This window comes from Okeanomitos corallinicola TIOX110 (assembly GCF_038050375.1).
Lineage (GTDB): Bacteria > Cyanobacteriota > Cyanobacteriia > Cyanobacteriales > Nostocaceae > Okeanomitos > Okeanomitos corallinicola.
On sequence record NZ_CP150886.1, the window covers coordinates 510,863 to 532,665 of the forward strand.

A 21,803-nucleotide genomic window follows, 5' to 3' on the forward strand; every position below is an offset into this window, starting at 1 on the left:
ATCAAAGATTTTGTAATATTTGGTCTAATTCTGATTGGTCAAGGTCTATTAAAGGAAAATCTGTAGGTGTATAACCGGAATTTTCTGGATCTAAACAATGGGAAATAAGCTCTTGTAAAGTAGATAAAAATTCTTGGGCAATTTGTTCAATGGTTATTTGATGATGAATATTATTACTATATATCCAACTTATTTGTAATTGTTCCTCAGCGATGAAAGCATTCACCTCCAATAAAGCAGAACGTTGACTTGCTAAACTTTGTAATTCTCCACTTGATTCATTTGCAGGTGAGATCAAAGATGACGTATTCAATGTTTGAGTAAATTGTCCCAAGTAATTGAAGTTTATCTCTGCTGTGGGTATTTTTGCTATTTGTTGTTTAATGTTTTCGTTTTCATCTTTACTCAAATAGCGCAATACACCATAGCCTATACCTTTATTGGGAATGGATCTTAGTTGTTCTTTAACTGATTTAATAACATTTTCTAGATTGTTTATTTTGGTTGTTTCTAGTTTTAAAACCACTGGAAATAAGGTTGTAAACCATCCTATTGTACGTGATAAATCTACACCTTCAATAATATCTTCTCTCCCATGTCCTTCTAAATTAAAGATTACTGATTTTGAGTTTGTCCATTTACTCAATACCAATACTAAGGCAGTTAATAAGATATCATTAATTTGTGTTTTGTAAGCAGTGGGTACTTCTTGCAGTAGAGAAGTTGTTTCATCTGCTGTTAATGAGACGGAAACTATTTCCGCAGATGCAATCGTGTTTTCTCCTTTTGGTTTATCTACGGGAATATTTGAAACCTCGTTGTTTGATGTTTGTAACCAGTAAGCTAATTCGGATTTTAATTCTTCTGTTTGTGCATATTCTCTCAGGTGTTGACTCCAGTTTTTAAAGGATGTGGTTTTTGCAGGTAATTTTATTTTCTGATTTTGACTTAGTTGTTGATATCCTGTTTCTAAGTCTTCTAATAAAATTCGCCAAGATACTCCATCCACTACTAGGTGATGAATGACTATTAATAATCTCCCTGGTTTGTTTTCTCCTAGTTTAAATAATCCGACTTTGACTAGATGAGATTCTAAATCTAAACTGGCTTGGAGTTTGTTGGCTATATCTTCTATTACTTGTGGTTGTTCTGTTTCTATTTTTTCTGATATGTCAAAATATTCTATTTTAAAACTTTCACTTGGTTCTGCATGGTTCGCTATCCATTCTTCATTTACTTTGGTAAATCTCAGTCTCAAAGCATCATGATGATTTAGCAGATATCGCCAAACTTGCTCTAATTTTTCTCTATCAATATCCGCTGGAACTGATAGTAAAAAGGCTTGATTGAAGTGATGTTTTTCTGATTGTGCTTGCTCAAAAAACCATTGTTGAATAGGTGTTAATGGTAATTTTCCCCTCACTATTCCTTGTTCTATTTTTAGGGTTTTTGTTGTTCCCGCTACTGCTGCTAGTTCAGCTATGGTTTGATTACCAAATAGCTGTTTTAAGGTGATTTCTATGCCTGCTTGTTTGGCTTTGGCGATGATTTGAATACTTAGAATTGAGTCGCCACCCAATTCAAAGAAATTATCATTTATGCCTACTTTTTCTACTCCTAAAACCAATGCCCAAATTTCTACTAATTTAGCTTCTATTGGCGTATTTGGTGATACTAAATCTTCTTCTATTCCAGCGCGTGTTTCTGGTTCTGGAAGAGCGCGATTATCTATTTTACCGTTGCTTGTTAAGGGTAAACTTTCCAGATACACGAAGGTGCTAGGTATCATGTATTCTGGGAGTTTGTTTTTCAAATATTGCCGTAATTGACTGGTGGTGAGGGTTGTTTCTGCCTGGGCTACTATATAACCTACTAAGCGTTTTTTACCAGGTATATCTTCACGAGCAATCACACAAGATGCTTTTATTTCTTGATGTTGGTTGAGTACGGCTTCTATTTCTCCTAATTCAATCCGAAACCCCCGTATTTTTACTTGATTATCTATTCGCCCCAAGTATTCTATGTTGCCATCTGGCAAGTAACGAGCTAAGTCTCCGGTTTTATAGAGTTTAGTTTTGCCATTGTCAAAGGGGTTGGGTATAAATTTCTCTGCTGTTAATTCAGGACGGTTTAAATAACCTCTTGCTAACCCTGCACCACCTATGTGTAGTTCTCCCGAACCCATGATGGGTACTGGTTGTAAATTCTGATCTAGAATGTATAATTGTGTATTTGCTATTGGTCTGCCAATGGGAACTGAACCTGAAAAATGTTTTCCCCTGGGAACTTCGTAAATACAACAACCTACTACTGTTTCTGTTGGTCCATATTCATTGACTAGCTTAGTTTCTGGGGCAAATTCTCGCCAGAAAGCAATATTTTCCGCTAATAGATTATCACCACCGATGATAAAGGATCTGGTTCTATTGGCTGCTTCTGTTGCTGGTATTTGCTGGTTGAGTAATTCTAAGTGAGCAGGTGTAATTTTAACTAAGCTTAAATCCGAGTGATGATGTAAAGCATGACTCAGGTTTTCGACATCTTCACCTTGGGGGAGAATTTCTACCTGATTACCGACTAACAATGGTGAGAATAAACTGGTAATTGTCAGGTCAAAACCTAAAGGAGAATGAACTATTGTTCCTGTTCCTGCTTTGACTTCATAAGCTTGGGTACACCAGCTTAGATAGTTAACAAGTCCTTGATGGGGAATTAATGTTCCTTTGGGTTTACCTGTAGAACCAGAAGTATAGATCACATAAGCCAGATGCTGGGAATTTGTTGCACTGACTGGGTTTTGGGTTTGTTGTGGTAGATTTGACCAATCAGCATCTAGACAAATGACTTTGATCCCATCTGTGGATAAGTTGTGGGTTAAATGTTGCTGTGTTAAGAGTATGGTAGTTTGGGTATCGGCGAGGATAAAAGCTTTGCGTTCAGCGGGATAACTAGGATCAATTGGTACATAAGCACCACCAGCTTTGAATATTCCCAAAAGTCCAATTACCATTTCCACCGAACGCTCTACACATATTCCCACTAAGGTATCTGCTTTGACTCCTAAAGATTGCAAGTGATGAGCTAATTGGTTAGCTTTGTTATTTAATTCTCTGTATGTTAATTGTTGATTTGCAAAGACTACTGCGATCGCATCCGGTGTTTTTTCAACTTGTTCTGCAAATAATTCATGAATACATTTATCTTGTGGATATGCTTGGCAAGTGTTATTCCAATCTACTAATATTTGATGGCGTTCAGTTGCACTCAACAATGGTAATTCAGAAACTTTTGTTTGGGGATTTGTAGCGATCGCCCAAAGTAAGGTTTCAAAGTTTTTCGCTATGCGTGCAATTGTAGAAGCATCAAATAAATCACTACTGTAAGACCAAACCCCCTCTAAACCTCCATCTATTTCCCAATAGTTAACTTCTAGGTCAAACCGAGATTTTAAATCTAGGGGTAAAGACATATTTTCAATAGTTAACCCAGGCAAATTAGAAGCAGACATGGGTGCATTTTGCAGGGCAAAAACTACCTGTACTAAAGGATTTCTACTTAAATCTCGGACTGGGTGTAATTTATCTACTAAGGTTTCAAAGGGTAAGTCTTGATGGCTATAGGCTGACAGTGTAGTTGTCCGCATTTGGGCTAAAAATTCTGCAAAGGTGGGATTTTTTGATAAGTCACCTCGCAAAACTAAAGTGTTAACAAAAAAGCCCATGATTTTTTCTAAAGCTAAATTATTGCGGTTAGCAATGGGAGAACCAACTACTAAATCTAACTGTCCACTATAACGAGAAACTAAAACTATAAAAGCTGATAGTAAAGTAATAAATAAAGTAACATCAAATTCCTGGCTGAACTTTTTCAATTGTTGGCTGAGTTCGCTATCTAGCTTAAATCTTGCCATTCCCCCTTGAAAAGTTTGGACTGGAGGTCTAGGGCGATCGCATGGCAATTCTAACACTGAAGGTACACCCTCTAACTGTTTTTGCCAATAATTAATTTGACGTTCTAAAACCGCATCAGTTAACCATTGACGTTGCCACACGGCAAAATCTGCGTATTGAATTTGTAACTCAGGCAGTGGGGAAGGTAAGCCTTGAGAAAATGCAGTATATAGTTGAGATAATTCACTAAAAAAGATATTTAAAGACCAACCATCATAAATAATATGGTGCATCTTAATCAGCAATACATATTCCTGAGCTTGTAATTGTAAAAGGACAAATTCTACCAAGGGTCCAACAGCCAGATCCACTGGTGTAGATGCTAAAGAAATACCAATTTCTCTAATTTGCTCAGTTTGTTCCTGTTCACTTAACCCTTGTAAATTCTGAATTGGTAAAGTTAAACCCGTGGGTGGAGCTATTAACTGAATCGGACTATCATCCATCGTGGGAAAAGAAGTTCTTAACACCTCATGCCGGTTCAGCAATTCACTCAGACTTGTTTCTAAAGCAACTACATCAACTGCACCTTGTAAATACAAAGCTTCCAACATATTGTAAGCAGTGCTATCAGGCTGTATCTGTTGTACTACCCATAATCTTTGTTGAGCAAAAGACAAAGGTAAATTACCATCTCTGGGAGCTTTAGAAATAGCCAAACCATCAGCGCGGTTTTGTTCTTGGTCGTGCTTTAAATCTTGTAAAAAAGCGATAATTTCCTGTTTACGCTGACCAATTTCCTTACTAATAGTAGGAGTTAAAGCCCCTGGGGGAGCTTGACAACGGAGGCGATCGCCATCAGTCTCTAGGTTAATCTTTAACTTTTTCAGTTGGCTGATAAATTCAAAGGTGCTGTTAGTCATTTCTTAAAACTCCACTATTTCGGTATTTGTCTGATCTGCTGATAAGTCTGTAGTTGCCCAATTCATCATTTCCATGTAATCTGCTATTTCCGCCACTGTGGGAAATTCAAACATTTTTTGTACAGATAAGTTAAGTGAAAAAGCTGAGTTAATTCGAGAAATGACCTGAGTCGCAAGCAAAGAATGTCCCCCAATTTCAAAGAAATTATCCTTAACGCCAATAGTTTCCATCCCTAAAACCTCACTCCAAATTTGCACCAGTTGAGCTTCAACAGGAGTTCGTGGCGACACACAGCCACCAGAAAGACTTCTGGAAGCTGTATCAGGTGTGGGTAGAGCGCGACGATCTACCTTACCATTAGGTGTCAAAGGTAAAGAATTTAACAGTACAAAAGCCTGGGGAATCATGTAATTAGGTAGCTTTTGCTGAATAAACTCCCGCACCTGTGGGACTAACTTCTGGACTAGCTTACCGGAAAGTGGATTATTGGTATAGTGAGTCCAGGGTTTAACTGTGACATTCTCCCCCTCCCAAAAAATATTGAATTCCGGTTTTATAGTTGAACTATGACGGCTGAACACCACATCATAAGCGCCATCATTAGTACCAGCCCACCAACTAACTTCTACTGTGTAACCTAAATTTTGTCCCAGTTGCCAAAACTGCTCTGGGTTTACTCCAGTTTCTGGTTGTTTGGCTAATAATTCTCGCAGTTCTCCCACAGTTTCTACACCGGGGGGACTTTCTAACCATTGCCAAGCTAGTAATGCTTTCTGCAACCTTCTATTCGGTATAGCCCTAATTCCTAGTTGTGCTGGTTGTTCAGCCGTTAACTGATGCTGAATTTTAGCTAAGGAAAGCTGGTCTAGTTGCCAATTTAACCAAGATACTGCCTTTGTTGGCACCGCACTACCCAGGTGCATGGTCACATCATAGCGGAATTGGGTTAACTCATTAATAGCATTTCCCCGTTTTGGTTGAATTTCTACCCAAGTTATTTGCGGGAAAGTTTGTTTGAGGGCAAGGAAAAATCTGGGATCAACTAAGAGTTCTTCCTCTGCGGCTACACTTTGATGTACTACCTGTTGCCATTGTTCAACTGTTCTTGACTCACTGGCCTGGGACAACTGCACCGCCGCATAGTAAGGTTCTAACAGCGGGAAACTGCGGACATCCCCAATGAAGATATATCCTTGGTTATTAATGCTTTCCATTGCCCCTGTGATTACCTGTAACAGATATTCAACACTGGGGAAATACTGAATAATCGAGTTTAAAATCACCGTGTCAAAGTTTTGGGGAATACCTGTAAAGTTATCCGCCATTTGGTGTCTTAACTGCACGTGTTCTAAACCTGGAACTGTGTCCCGTAGCTGCTGTACATATTCAATGGCAGTAACAGAATAATCTGTTCCCCAATACTGTGGACTACTAGGAGCAAGACGCGATAGTAATAACCCTGTTCCACAACCAATTTCTATAACTCGTTGGGGTGATACTTTCCTAATCCGATTGACGGTATTTTCCACCCATTCCCGCATTTCTACTTCTGGAATAGGTTCTCTGTTATAACTACTGTTCCAACCAGCAGTGTTAAAGGTGAGGTCTTCTGTGGTTTTTTCACCTTGGCCATAAGCCTGTTCGTACAGTATTTGCCAGTCACTAATGAACTCACTCTGCCACTCAGCGAACTGTTCAGGTAATTCTTGACTTTTAGTACCAGGGACTAGATAAGCTACCAGGCTTTTATCTCCAGCACTGCTGGTTCTGATAATGACGACGCTTTCCTGGACTAAGGGGTATTGATTTAAAACAGCTTCAATTTCACCCAGTTCTATCCTAAAACCGCGAATTTTCACTTGGTTATCGATCCGACTGACGTATTCGATATTGCCATCGGGTAAATAACTGGCTAAGTCTCCGGTTTTGTAAAGTTTGGTTTTACCGTTGTCAAGGGGGTTAGAAATAAATTTCTCTGCTGTTAATTCTGGACGGTTTAAATATCCTCTCGCTAAACCTGCACCACCTATGTGTAGTTCTCCCGGTACTCCCACTGGTACTGGTTGTAAGTTTTCGTCTAATAAGTATATCTGGGTGTTGGCAATTGGTTTACCAATGGGAATGGTGGTGGCATGATTGGGGACATTTTCTACCAAGTACCAGGATGTAAAGGTTGTATTTTCTGTGGGTCCGTATACGTGTAATAGTTGTTCAGGACTGCCTTTTTTCAGGATTTCTTGCACCCATTTAGGATCTACTGCTTCTCCTCCAAATAACAAATATCTGAGGGTGCTAAATGCGGTGGGTTCTGTTTGAGCTATTTGGTTAAATAATGCTGTGGTGAGGAATAAAACACTAATTCCCTGTGATCGAATGGTGGCGGCTAATTCTCTGGGTGAGAGTGCTATCTGTTTACTGACTCCTACTAATTTCGCTCCTGTGAGTAATGCTCCCCATATTTCAAAGGTGGCTGCGTCAAAGGCATAATTTGATGCTTGGGCTATGACATCTTGGGGTTTGATGTTGATGTAATTGGTGTTGAGTACGAGACGGTTGACCCCTTGGTGAGTAACGCTGACTCCTTTGGGTTTGCCTGTTGAACCTGATGTGTATATTACGTAGGCGAGATTTTCTGATGTTGTTTGTATGACTGGATTTTCTTGACTTTGCTGGGCGATCGCTTCTACATCTCTATCGTAGGAAATAATACGGGCTTGATTTGCAGGAATTGTCTGAGCTAATTTTTCTGTGGTTAATAATACTCTGACCTGTGCATCTTCGAGGATGGATACTAAACGCTCGGTGGGATAATCTGGGTCTAATGGTACGTAAGCACCTCCAGCTTTGAGTATTCCTAAAAGTCCAATGACCATTTCCGCAGAACGTTCTACAGATATTCCGACTAAGGTATCTGCACCAATGCCTAGAGATATTAAATAATGGGCTAGTTGGTTAGCACGGTTATTTAATTCGCAATAAGTTAATTGTTGATTTCCGTATTCTAGGGCTATTGTATCTGGTGTTTTCTCAACTTGTTGTGCAAATAGTTGATGAATACATTGATCTTGTGGATAGTCTGTTTCTGTATGATTCCACTCTACTAATAATTGCTGTTGTTCTGACTGTGTTAGTAATGGCAGTGAGGCTACTGGTTGTTGGGGATTTTCGACAATTGCTGTTAATAATGCCTGGAAGTGTTGCATCATCCGGACAATGGTTGTCTGATCAAATAAGTCTGTGTTGTAACAGAATACACCCCCTACACCTTCTGGCATATCCCACAGGTGAACTTCTAAATCAAATCTTACGGTGTCAAGCCCCAAGGGTATTTCTTCAATGTTGACACCGGGCATATCCCAAGGGGAACTAGGAGCATTTTGCAGGGCAAACATCACCTGTACCAGTGGGTTGCGATCTAGATTTCGTTCTAATTGCAGGTGATCTACCAATATCTCAAAGGGTAAATCTTGATGATCGTAAGCGTTTTGAGTTATCTGTTGCACCTGCGTTAATAAAGCCGCAAATGATTCTTCTGGGGTGAGATTAAATCTTAGTGCTAAGGTATTGACAAAAAAGCCAATTAATGATTCTATTTCTGTGCGGTTACGGTTGGCGATGGGTGAACCGATGACAAGATCCTTTTGGCCACTGTAGCGAGACATAAGGATGACAAAACCAGCCATCAAGGTCATGTATAAAGTGGTGCCAAATTTCTGACTCAGTTTTTTCAGTTTTTGGGTGAGGTCAGGATCTAACTGAATTGGCTGTGTACTACCGTTAAAGGTTTGGATAGCTGGACGGGAGCGGTCTGTGGGCAGTGCTAATATGGGTGGTGCGTCTGTTAACTGCTGCATCCAGTAATTTAACTGACGGTCTAGTGTTTGATCGGTTAACCATTGACGTTGCCAAACTGTGAAGTCTGCATATTGTACGGTTAAGTCTGGTAATTCTACAGGACTATTTGTGGCGATCGCTCGATAATAAGCTGATAAATCCTGTATAAAGATTCCTAGTGACCAACCATCAGCGGCGATATGATGAATTGCTACCAGTAATAAATATTCTTGTGGGGAAAGTTGCCAGAGTTTAACGCGGATAACTGCATCATGAGCAAGATTAAAAGGTTGGGCAACTTCTGCGATCGCCAATTCTTTGACTTTTTGCCAAGGATCTGCAATCTGCTGTATATCCACAACTGGTAAGGTAATGGACATATCTGGAACTATCACCTGAACTGGTGAGTTATCCTCAACCTCAAACCGAGTCCGTAGGACTTCGTGACGTTGCACTATCGCTTGGAATGCCTGTTCCAAAGCCTTGACATTCACATCACCAGTCAAACCAACACTAAAACTCATGGTATAAGCACCACTGTCCCCTTCCAACTGATGCACAAACCACAGTCGTTCTTGCGCCCAAGATAGGGGTATATTTTCTCTAGAAGGAACAGGTGTGATCGCCGGTAGAGTAAAACCGGAATTAGTTTGTAGTTGTTCTAAGATAACTTGACTCAACTGGGCAATTGTTGGGGATGTAAATAAACTACGTAACCGTAAAGGAATACCAAAAGCTGCTTGTGATCGGGAAATTACCTGAGTTGCTAATAATGAATGTCCACCCAAGTCAAAGAAATTATCATTAACACCAATAAGTTCTACCTTTAATACCTGTGACCAAATTTCTGCCAGTTTCGCTTCTATGGGGGTACGTGGTGCAACAAAACTTTCTTCTATTCCTGCGGAAGTTTCCGGTGCTGGTAAAGCGCGACGATTTACTTTCCCATTTGCTGTCAGCGGTAAAGATGCCAAAATCACCACAGCAGCAGGAATCATATAATTTGGTAGTTGAGTTTTCAGGAATTCCCGCAGTTGACTAACATTAGGTTCCTGTTCTGATTGCGGTACGATGTACGCAACTAAACGTTTATCACCTGGAATATCTTCTCTGGCAATAACTACGGCTTGTTGCACTTGTGGGTGGGTATTTAGCAGTGCTTCTATTTCTCCTAACTCAATCCTAAACCCACGTATTTTTACTTGATTATCAATCCGCTCAATGTATTCGATATTTCCATCTTTTAAATAACGGACTAAATCCCCTGTTCTGTATAATTTCGTTTGACCATTATCCAATGGGTTAAGTATAAACTTCTCATTGGTGCGTTCTTCATCACCAATATATCCCTTTCCTAAACCTATTCCTCCAATGAATAATTCTCCTATCACTCCTACTGGTAATGGTTGCAATTCTTGGTTCAAAATATACAATTGCACGTTAGGAATTGGTTTACCGATGGGTATTGATTTATTAATAAAATCATGGGGTGTTTCTACTGTGTACGCTGCACAAACATCTGTACATTCTGTGGGACCATAACTATTAACTATTTTGGCTTGACAATGTTCTGAATCCAACCAATTTAATAAGCTGGGTATTGATATGGGTTCTCCACCTAAAAATACATATTTTAATGATTTAGTTTTACTAAAGCTATCTTCCCCTGATGCGAGAATTGCTGAGAATGTACTCGGTGTACAATTCACCCATGTTGCTTGTTGTTTAGAGATAATTTCTAATATTTTACTTGGTTCAAACCCGTTAGGTGAGAGGTTTAATTTTCCTCCTATTAATAATGGTGTGAAAATGTTCTTTTGGGTGAGGTCAAAACTCAATGATGATATTAATGCTGTGCTGTCTTTTTCTGTGAATTGATAGTCATTAATCATCCATTGAACTAGGTTGACAAAACCACGATGATAAACTGCTGCTCCTTTTGGTTTTCCTGTTGAACCTGATGTATATATTGTGTAGATTAAGTTGTTTACTGTTGTTTCTGTGATTGGGTTTTCTTGACTATATTGATTGATTTTCTCCCTATCTGCATCTACACAAATGATGGTTTTTTCTTGGGGTAATCTAGTTAGTAAATGTTGTTGTGTTAATAATATTTCTACCCCAGAATTTTCTATCATGTAGCTAATTCTTTCTTGAGGATATTCAGGGTCAAGAGGAACATAAGCACCACCAGCTTTAAGAATACCCAAAATACCCACAATCATTTCCACAGAACGCTCAACACATATCCCCACTAAAACATCTGCTTTCACTCCCAAGGATATTAAATAATGTGCTAATTGATTAGCTTTGTTATTTAATTCAGAATAGGTTAATTGTTGATTTTCAAATACTACTGCTACAGCATCCGGTGTTTTTTCAACTTGTTCTTCAAACAACTGATGAATACATTTATCTTTTGGATATTCTGTTTCTGTTTGATTCCAATCAATTAATAATTGTTTTTCTTCTGTTGCTGTTAAAATAGGTAATTGATTAATTTCCCCTTGAGAATTTTCCACAATTGCTGATAACAAAGTCAGAAAATGACCCAACATTCTATTAATCGTTCCCTCATCAAAACGACTATTATCATAACTAACCTTCACCCACAACTGCTCACCAGGACCAGAAATTACAGTCAGCGGATAATTTGTATGTTCAATTCCTCGGAAATTCTCAACCTGTAAACCACCATCATCATCTAAAGTATCCGCATCAACCGGATAATTTTCAAACACAACCAAACTATCAAATAAAGACGTACCTCTCGTCACATCACTCCATCCTTGAATTTCCACCAAAGAACAATAAGAAAACTGTTCAGACTCCACCTGTTGCTGCTGTAATTCTTTTAATAAAGACAAAACATTATTATCATCTGAAACCTGAACTCGCACAGGTAAAGTATTAATAAATAACCCCACCATTGACTCCACACCAGGTAAAGATGGAGGACGACCAGAAACAGTAGAACCAAACACTACATCATTTTCTTGACTGTAACGAGACAACAACAAACCCCAGACACCTTGCACCAAATTACTCATCGTTAATTGATGCTTTCTCACAAACTCTGTCGCTTTATTGGTTTTCTCAACTGATAAATAAACAACTTCTTCTTTATATTCACTTTGTGTTTTTTGACTTGATAATGATTTCTCAACCACTAACGGAGTTGGTGCATCAAAACCACTAAGTTTTTCTTGCCAAAATTCTTGTGCAGCATCTTGTTTTTGCTGTTGTAACCACTCAATATAATTTCGATAATTGAGACTTGGTTTATTAACAGTTTCCACACCATCAATTATTTCTTGATAGAACTCAAACAAGTCCTTAAACACCAAAGGTAAAGACCAACCATCCAATAAAATATGATGATGACACCAGACAAATTGATAACTCTCATCACTTAATTGTAGTAAATACAATCTCATTAATGGAATTTTGTCAAGTTTAAATCCTTGTTTTCTTTCCTCTTCTAAAAATGTTTCTATTTCTGTTTGTTGTTCTGATAACTCTCTCCAGTCTCTAATTTCTACACCTAAATCTACCTGTTTATAAACCACTTGCACAGCTTGACTGAGAGATTCCCATATAAATGCAGTCCGGAAAATAGAATGACGATTGACTAATTTTTGCCATGCTTTTTCAAAAGCTTTAATATTTAATTCACCATTGAAAGTACAGGTTATTTGTTCAAAATACACACCACCTTCCGGTGCATACAAACTTTCAAATAACATCCCTTCTTGCATTGGTGACAAGGGATAAATATCTTCAATATTTTGCCAGTTTAGTTTACCCAGTTTACCTAAAACTCCATCTAATTCTGGTTGTTTGAGTTTTATTAACGGGAAATCAGAAGGTGTATATCCTACATTCTCTGGTTCTAAACAATGGGTTATTATCTCTTGCAGTGCTGTAATAAACTCTTGCGCTATTTTCTCAACAGTTGTTTTTTCATGAATATTATTACTGTATGTCCAGTTAATTTGTAAGTGTTCTTCTGCAATGATAGCGTTAATATCTAGTAAATTTGAACGTTGACCTACTGAACTTTGGTCTTGTCCACTAGACTCATCCGCAGATGATAGCAAAGATGATGTATTTAATGTTTGGGTAAATTGTCCTAAGTAGTTAAAGCTAATTTCTGCTTTGGGTGTTTTTGTTATTTGTTTTTTAATGCTTTTATCTTCACTCAAATAACGCAATACACCATATCCAATCCCTTTGTTCGGTATTTCTCTTAATTGTTCTTTGACTGATTTTATGGTGTTTTCTAAGTTATTGAATTCTGTTTTTTCAATATTTATAACTACTGGAAACATGGTTGTAAACCATCCAATAGTTCTGGATATCTCTACACCATCTAAAATATCTTCTCTACCATGTCCTTCTAAATTAAACAACACAGATTTTGAGTTTGTCCATTTACTCAAAACTAACACTAATGCAGTTAATAAGATATCGTTTATCTGTGTTTTATATGCTTTTGGTACTTCTTGTAATAATGCTGTTGTCTCTTTTTGGTTTAATGATACTGCTATATTTTGAGTTGATGATAAGGTGTTTTCACCTTCTTTATCTACAGGAATTGATTTAATTGCACTGTTTGATTTATTTACCCAATAATCAATTTCTGATTTTAATGTTTCTGTTTGTGCATATTCTGATAACTTCTCACTCCAGGTTTTAAAGGATGTGGTTTTTGCTGGTAGTTGGATTTTCTGATTTTGATTTAGTTGTTGATATCCTGTTTCTAGGTCTTCTAATAATATTCTCCAAGATATTCCATCTACTACTAGGTGATGAATTATTATTAATAGTCTTCCTGGTTGATTTTCTCCTAGTTTAAATAATCCCACTTTGACTAGATTAGATTCTAGGTCTAAACTTGCTTGCAGTGTATCCGCTGTGGTTTCTATTATTTCTGTTTTTTCTGTTTCTGTAACTTCGGAAATATCAAAGTATTCAATTTCAAAAGTTTCTATTGGTTCACTATGTGTTGCTTTCCATTGATTTTCTGTTTCTGTAAATCTCAATCTTAAAGCGTCATGATGATTGATGATTTCTTGCCAAGTTTTCTCTATTTTATTTCTATCTATTTCTGCTGGTACTGTTAGTAAAAATGCTTGGTTAAAGTGATGGGTTTCTGGTCTATTTTGCTCCAAGAACCATTTTTGAATTGGTGTTAAGAGGAAGTTTCCACTAACTGTGACCTGTTCTATTTCTAGGGTTTTAATTGTTCCTGCTACTGCTGCTAGTTCGGCGATTGTTTGATTGGCAAATAGTTGTTTTAATGTGATTTCTATTCCCTGTTGTTTGGCTTTTGCTATGATTTGAATACTGAGAATTGAGTCTCCACCTAGTTCAAAGAAGTTATCATTTATTCCTATTTTTTCTATTCCTAATACTTGTTGCCAAATTTCTGCTAGTTTGGTTTCTATTTCTGTTTTTGGTGCTATGTATTTTTTTTCTATTTCTGTGTTTGTTTTTGGTTCTGGTAGTGCGCGTCTGTCTATTTTTCCGTTGGGTGTTAATGGTAAGTTTTCCAGATATACAAAGTTACTTGGTATCATGTATTCTGGTAGTTTACTTTTTAAATATTTTCTCAGTTCTTTTGTTGTGAGTTTTGTTTCTGAGACTATATAAGCTACTAATTTTTTATATCCTGGTTTGTCTTCTCTAACTACAACTACTGATGTTTGTACATTTTCATTTTGATTGAGTGCTGTTTCTATTTCTCCTATTTCTATTCTGAATCCTCTTATTTTTACTTGGTTATCGCTTCTTCCTAAGTATTCTATGTTTCCATCTGTTAAGTATCGTACTAGGTCTCCTGTTTTGTAGAGTTTGGTTTTTCCGTTGTCAAAGGGGTTAGGGATAAATTTCTCTGCTGTCAGTTCTGGTCTGTTTAAATATCCTCTTGCTAAACCTGTTCCTGCTATATGTAGTTCTCCTGCTACTCCTACTGGTACTGGTTGCAGATTGCTGTCTAATATGTATACTTTGGTATTATCTATCGGTTTTCCAATACTTGGTGATGTTTGTTTTTGTGTTTCTAATATGCAAGATGTGGTGACTACTGTGTTTTCTGTTGGTCCATAGTTGTTAATTACTTGGAAGGGTATTTTATTTGTTGGATTTTGGGTTAATTTATCTCCTCCTGTGAGTAGGTAGCGTAGTTTTGTTTTTTCTTTTTTCCAGTCTAGTTTTAATAGTTCTTGGGTTATTGGTGTGGGTACAAAGCTAATGGTTATTTGATTTTCTGTTAACCATTTTTGCAGTTGTTCTGGTGATACTAATATTTCTTTTCTAACTAGATGTAATGTTGCTCCTGCTGTTAGGTATGGCCATGTTTCCCATACTGCTGCATCAAATCCTGTTCCTGCTAGTTGGGTGGCTTTATCTGCTGTGGTTATTTTAAATTGTTTTTGATGCCAATTGATTAGGTTTGTTAGTCCTTGATGGGTTATTTCTACTCCTTTTGGTGTTCCTGTTGAACCACTTGTGTATATTATGTAAGCTAGGTTATTTGATGTTATTTCTTTGTGGGGATTTTTTTGATTTTGTTGATTTATTTTTTCCCATTCTGTGTCTAAACAGGTTGTTTGTGTTTGATTGTTTTGGATTTTTTGTTTGAGGTTTTGTTGTGTTAGTAGGATGTTTATTTTGGTATCTTCTAAGATGAATTTGATTCTTTCTGTGGGATATTCTGGGTCTATTGGTAGGTATGATGCTCCTGCTTTTAATATTCCTAATTGTCCGATTATCATTTCTAGGGAGCGCTCTACGCATATTCCTACTAAGCTATCTGCTTTTACTCCCAGAGAGATTAAATAATGTGCTAGTTGATTTGCTTTGTTATTTAATTCTCTATAGGTTAATTGTTTTCCTTCAAATACTACTGCTACAGCATCCGGTGTTTTTTCAACTTGTTCTTCAAACAATTGATGAATACATTTATCTTTTGGATATTCTGTTTCTGTTTGATTCCAGTCTATTAATAATTGTTGTTTTTCTGTTTCTGTGAGTATTGGTAGTTGGTTTATTTCTGCTGCTGGATTTTCTACTATTGCTGATAATAGGTTGATGAAATGTCCTGTCATTCTATTAATGGTGCTGCTGTCAAATAAGTCTGTGTTGTATTCCCAACCACCAATTAAACCTGTTTCTGTTTGCTCTATTGATAGGGTTAAGTCAAATTTTGCTGTTGCTGTTTCTATTGGTAATAAGTTGGTTTTTAATCCTGTTAATTCTATTTCTGATATGGGTGCGTTTTGTAGGGCAAATACTGCTTGAAATAATGGTGAATGACTCAGGTCTCTTTCTATTTCTAATGCTTCTACTAGCATTTCAAAGGGCAAATCTTGATGTGCATATGCTGATAATGCTGTTGACCTGGTTTTATTCAATATTTCGCTAAATTTACTATTTCCTGATAGTTCTGTTCTCAATACTAATGTGTTTACAAAGAAGCCTATTAAACTTTCTATTTCTTTTCTGTTTCTGTTGGCTATTGGTGTTCCTACTAATATGTCTGTTTGTCCTGTGTATCTATACAGTAGGGTGTTGTATGCTGCTAACAGGGTCATGAATAAGGTTACACCTTGTTCTTTACTGACTTTTTGTAGTTTTTCTGTTAACTCTTTTGATATTGTAAATTCTTGATATGCTCCTGCAAAGGTTTGTACTGCTGGTCTTGGTCTATCTGTGGGTAATGGTAAAAATGTGGGAGCGTTTTCTAGTTGTTTTGACCAGTAGTTTATTTGTTGTTCTAATACTTCTCCTTGTAACCAGTTTCTTTGCCATATTGCAAAGTCTGCATATTGTATTGGTAGGGGTTTTAGTTCTGTTTCTTTCCCTTGAATGTAGCTGTTATAAAGTGCTGACAACTCATCTATAAACACACCCATTGACCACCCATCTGAAATGATGTGGTGCATACACAGACTTAATATATTTTCTGTGTCCGATAGCAATATTAATGTGATTCTAATTAGGTTCTCATTTGATAGGTTAAATGGTTGGGTTGCTTGTTGTTTTGTTAATCTCTCTATTTCTTTTTCTGCTTTTTCTGTTGATAGGTTTTGTAGGTCTATTATTGATAGTTTCCAATCGCTATCCGTGTGAATTATTTGTTCTGCTTTTCCTGCTATTTCTCTGAAGTTTGTTCGTAGGGATTCATGACGATTTATTATTGCTTTTAGGCTTTTTTCTAGGGCTAATTTATCTATTTTTCCTTCTAGTTTTAATGCTGCTGGTATGTTGTATGTTGAACTATTTGGTTCTAGTTTATCTAAGAACCATAAACGTTGTTGTGAAAATGACAGTGGTATTTCTGTTTTTTCTATTCTGGGTTTGATGGGAGTTTGGTTTATTTCTGCTTTTTGTGTTTGTGTTTGTTGTATTAATTTTGCTTGTTCTTCTAATGTTGCTGCTGTGAATATGCTCTGTAAGGGTATTTCTATGTTGAAGTTGCTACGAATACGGGATACTATTTGGGTCGCTAATAATGAATGTCCACCCAGTTCAAAGAAGTTATCTGTAATTCCTACTCTTTCTATTTTTAATACTTCTGCCCAGATTAATGTTAGTATTTCTTCTGTGGCAGTGCGTGGTGCTATGTATTCTAATTGAAGTTCGCTTTGATCTGGTGCTGGTAATGCTCTTCTGTCTATTTTTCCGTTGGGTGTTAATGGTAAGTTTTCCAGATATACAAAGGCGTTTGGTATCATGTATTCTGGTAGTCTACCTTTTAAATATTGTCTCAGTTCGCTAACTGTAGATGTTGTTTCTGATACTATATAAGCTACTAACTGTTTGTTTCCTGGGTTGTCTTCACGAACTATGACGCAGGATGTTTGTATTTCTTGGTTTTGGCTAAGTGCTGTTTCTATTTCTCCTAGTTCTATTCTGAATCCGCGTATTTTTACTTGGTTGTCTATTCTTCCTAAATATTCTATGTTTCCATCTACTAAATATTTTACTAGATCCCCTGTTTTGTAGAGTTTTGTGTTTCCGTTTTCAAAGGGGTTAGTAATAAATTTTTCTGCTGTTAATTCTGGACGGTTTAAATATCCTCTCGCTAACCCTGCTCCTCCTATGTGCAGTTCTCCTGCTACTCCTACTGGTACTTGTTGTAAGTTTTTATCTAATATATATACTTTGGTGTTGGAAATTGGTTTTCCTATGGGTATTGACTCTGTGGTTTTCTCTAGTCTGTTGATAGGATAACAACAGGTAAATGTGGTACTTTCTGTTGGACCATATCCATTAATTATTTGTGTAGATGGTAATTTTTGTAAACCTTTTTTGACATGAGTTACTGAAAGTGCTTCTCCTCCAATTAGTAGTTGTTTAACTCCTGATAAACTTTCTGCATCTTCATCAATTATTGAGTTAAATAATGAAGCTGTGAGCCATAAAATAGTAATCTCATGTTTATCTATTTCATGACCTAATCTTTCTGCGGTTGGTATATTTTCTGGAAAGATAACACACAATCCACCATGCAATAAAGCTCCCCAAATTTCAAATGTTGACGCATCAAATGATATCGGTGCTATTTGCAGAAATCTTTGTTTTTCATCCAGTTGAACATAATTAACTCCAAATAATAGACGATTCACACCTTGATGAATAACTTCTACTCCTTTGGGTTTACCTGTAGAACCAGAGGTATAAATTACGTAGGCTAAATTTGTAGTTTGTACTTCTGTTTTGAGATTATTTTGACTACATTGAGAAATTGACTGGGAGTCTCCCTCTAAATAAACAAGTTTGGCTGTATTTTTAGGTAGTTTGTTAACAAGTGATTGCTGGGTAAGTAAAACTTTGACTTTAGTATCTTCTAAAATAAAATTCAGTCGTTCTTGAGGATATTCAGGGTCAAGAGGAACATAAGCACCACCAGCTTTAAGAATACCCAAAATACCCACAATCATTTCTAGGGAGCGCTCTACACATATTCCTACTAATGTATCTGCTTTAACTCCCAAAGAAATTAAATAATGTGCTAATTGATTCGCTTTTTGATTTAATTCCGCATAAGTTAATTGTTTATCTTCAAATACCACCGCTACAGCATCCGGTGTTTTCTCAACTTGTGACTCAAACAACTGATGAATACATTTATCTTTTGGATATTCTTGTTCTGTTTGATTACAATCAAATAATAATTGCTTTTCTTCTACTGCTGTTAATATTGGAAGTTGGTTAATTTTGGTTTGGGGATTTTCTACAATTGCTGATAACAAAGTGGTAAAATGACCCGTCATTCTTTCAATTGTACTGCTATCAAATAAGTCTGTATTATAATTCCATGTTCCTCTTAATAAATATGGCTCATTTGTAATAGATAACGTCAAATCAAAGGCTGCTCCTTTCGTTCCTGTGATGATTGATTCTTTAATCAATCTATCATTATCCACTAATGTTGTTTCTTGTTCACTATTATTAACTCTATCCCACGCAAAGGCTACTTGATATATTGGCGATATGCTTGTATTTCTGACTGGTTGTAGTTTTTCTACTAATAATGGGAATGGATATTCTTGATTTTCTAATGCTTCTAATACAGAAATTCTGGTTCTGGATAATAATTCGGATACTGTTGGATTTCCTGATAAATTCCCTCTTAAAACCACTGGATTTGTGAAATAACCTAGTATTTTTTCAAATTCTGGGCGGCTTCTATTTATTGTTGGTGAACCTATTAGGATATCTTCTTGGTTTGTATATTTTAATAATAAAATTTGCCATACTGTCAATAAAAGCATATATAGAGATACTTTCTCTTTTTTTGCTAATTCTTGTAAATCTTTTAATAGTGCGTCTTCTAACCTAAATACTAAAGAATTACCGTTATAGGTTTGGTTTTGTGGTCTTGGTTTATCAGTTGGTAGATTAATTAATGGTAATTCTCCTGATAGTTGTTTCTGCCAAAATTCCCATAATTCTTCTCCAGATGCTCCTGTGAGCATTTCCTCTGACCATTTAATATAATCTCTGTACGTGCTTTTCTGTTCTGATAATAATGGTTCTCTATCTTTAACGATTGCTTCATATAATACTTTTAGGTCTTCTAGAATTATTCCTAATGACCAAAAATCACCTGTTATATGGTGTTGGGTAATTAATAAAATATATTCTTTTTTTGCTTTATTATTAATTAATAAATTAAAGCGAACTACTGCCCCAGTTTCTAAGTCAAAAGGTAGCGCACTTTTTTCTAATAACCAATTTTTGATTTCTGTTTGACTTAACGCAAAGGCATTTTCTACCTTAAATTCTACTTGTTGGTTTTGATTAACTTTTTGTACTGGTTCACCATCAATGGTTGTAAATTTTGTTCTTAATGCCGGATGTCTTTCTATTAAGGCTTGTGCTGCTTTTTGTAGTGCATTAACATCTACATTATCCGCTAATTTTGCAGAATATGTCAGATTATAAGCTGCACTTTCTGGTGCTAATTGATATAAAAACCATAGGGCTTTTTGTCCATGGGATAAAGGATATGTTTCTATCTCTTCACTTTGCTGGGAGAGAAGATGGATAATTTCTGTTTTGTTGTTTTTTATTGCTGCTAATAATTCTGGGGTGAGTGCATTTTCTGCGGCTCGATAACGTAATTTATCACCTTCAACCCACAGTTCTATTTGCAGTGCAGACAGGTTTTTTAACAGTTCTTTTAAATTCATAATTCACCTTCTATATAATTATTTTCCTGGGATAATACCTGCTCAGTTTCAACTGTTTTAGTCATTACTGGTAGGGTGATTTTGTCTTTTGATTTGCTGTCTTTGATAGCAGGATATTCTTCTAAAACAACATGAGCATTTGTACCACCAAAACTAAAGGCACTGACACCAGCAATAACTGGTTCATCTTGATCTGGTAATGGTGTTAATTCTGTCTGCACACGCAATGAAAGCTTATCAAAAGGAATGTAGGGATTAGGTTGCTGGAAATGTAAACTAGGTGGAATTTGAGCATATTTGAGAGATAGTGCTACTTTAATTAATCCCGCTATTCCTGCGGCTACTTCCAGGTGTCCAATGTTAGTTTTTACAGAACCTACAGTACAGTATTTACCCGGAGAGCGACTCTCATTTAATACCTTGCCTAAAGCCTTGATTTCTATGGGATCTCCCAGCTTTGTCCCTGTACCGTGAGCTTCAATGTATTGGACTTGACCTGGAGACACCCCAGCTTTGCTATAGGCTTCTCTGAGCAGAGCTTCTTGAGCGCGGGGGTTTGGAGCTGTCAGTCCATTACTGTGTCCATCCTGGTTAACTGCACTACCACGAATTACAGCATAAATATAATCTTTATCTTTTAAAGCTTGATCAAGAGGTTTTAAAACTACAATACCAGCACCTTCACTACGGACGTAACCATCAGCGCGGCTATCAAAGGTTTTACAACGTCCATCAGCAGCCATAAATCCTGCTTGGGCAAAGCTAACTGTCATCCACGGTGATAAAATCATCTGCACACCTCCAGCTAATGCCAGGGTAGATTCTTGATTCCAGATGCTTTGACAAGCAAGATGAACGGCTACCAAGGAAGAAGAACAAGCAGTATCAATACTGAGACTTGGTCCTGTGAAATTAAAGAAGTAGGAAATACGATTTGCTGCCATACAGTTAGTGTTACCTGATCCTGTATAAGCATCAAGATTTGCAGGTTGTTCAATCAGATTACTGTAATAATCTTTACTACTAATACCTAAAAACACACCTGTCTTTGTACCGTTGAGATAATCTAATGTTTGACCGCCATCTTCTAAAGCTTCCCACGCTAACTCCAATGCCAGACGTTGCTGGGGATCCATGCTCATGGCTTCCCGTGGAGATATCTTAAAAAATTGCGGATCAAATTGATCTACATCTTCTAAAAAACCGCCCCATTGGATATTCTGCTGCTCTAAGTCTGTGGATGTCAATTGACTCAAGCATTCTACTTGCCAACGCTCTGCTGGTACTTCTGTGATGGCATCTACACCATCTCGCAACAGTTGCCAGAAGGCTTTCTTGTCTTGAGCTTTGGGGAAACGACAACCTACACCAATTATTGCAATCGGTTCTCTATCCATACTGCTTATCCTTGATTTGAACTGTCATCATTGAATCTATCTGGGTAAACTAT

General features: G+C 36.9%; 3 protein-coding genes. All 3 read right to left on the minus strand.

Going from position 1 to position 21,803, the window contains the following annotated elements; genetic code table 11:
- Position 1: 1 nt before the first annotated feature.
- From WJM97_RS02165 to WJM97_RS02175, 3 genes are read right to left on the minus strand one after another with little or no spacing between them, the layout of a single operon-like run.
- Complete coding sequence (locus tag WJM97_RS02165; protein WP_353931425.1) at positions 2-4,813, minus strand: amino acid adenylation domain-containing protein; 4,812 nt, start codon at positions 4,811-4,813, stop codon at positions 2-4.
- A 3-nt stretch (positions 4,814-4,816) separates the two neighbouring features.
- The gene (locus tag WJM97_RS02170) at positions 4,817-20,353 is read right to left on the minus strand and encodes a non-ribosomal peptide synthase/polyketide synthase (RefSeq protein WP_353931426.1); all 15,537 of its coding nucleotides are present in this window, start codon (positions 20,351-20,353) and stop codon (positions 4,817-4,819) included.
- Positions 20,350-21,750, minus strand: a complete 1,401-nt coding sequence (locus tag WJM97_RS02175) for a polyketide synthase (RefSeq protein WP_353931427.1) — start codon at positions 21,748-21,750, stop codon at positions 20,350-20,352. The genes WJM97_RS02170 and WJM97_RS02175 overlap by 4 nt, the downstream gene beginning before the upstream one ends.
- Positions 21,751-21,803 lie beyond the last annotated feature (53 nt).

Coding starts and splice junctions, on each gene's coding strand:
- WJM97_RS02165 (WP_353931425.1), bottom strand. CDS start 4,813: ATGACTAACAGCACCTTTGAATTTATCAGCCAACTGAAAAAGTTAAAG.
- WJM97_RS02175 (WP_353931427.1), bottom strand. CDS start 21,750: ATGGATAGAGAACCGATTGCAATAATTGGTGTAGGTTGTCGTTTCCCC.
- WJM97_RS02170 (WP_353931426.1), bottom strand. CDS start 20,353: ATGAATTTAAAAGAACTGTTAAAAAACCTGTCTGCACTGCAAATAGAA.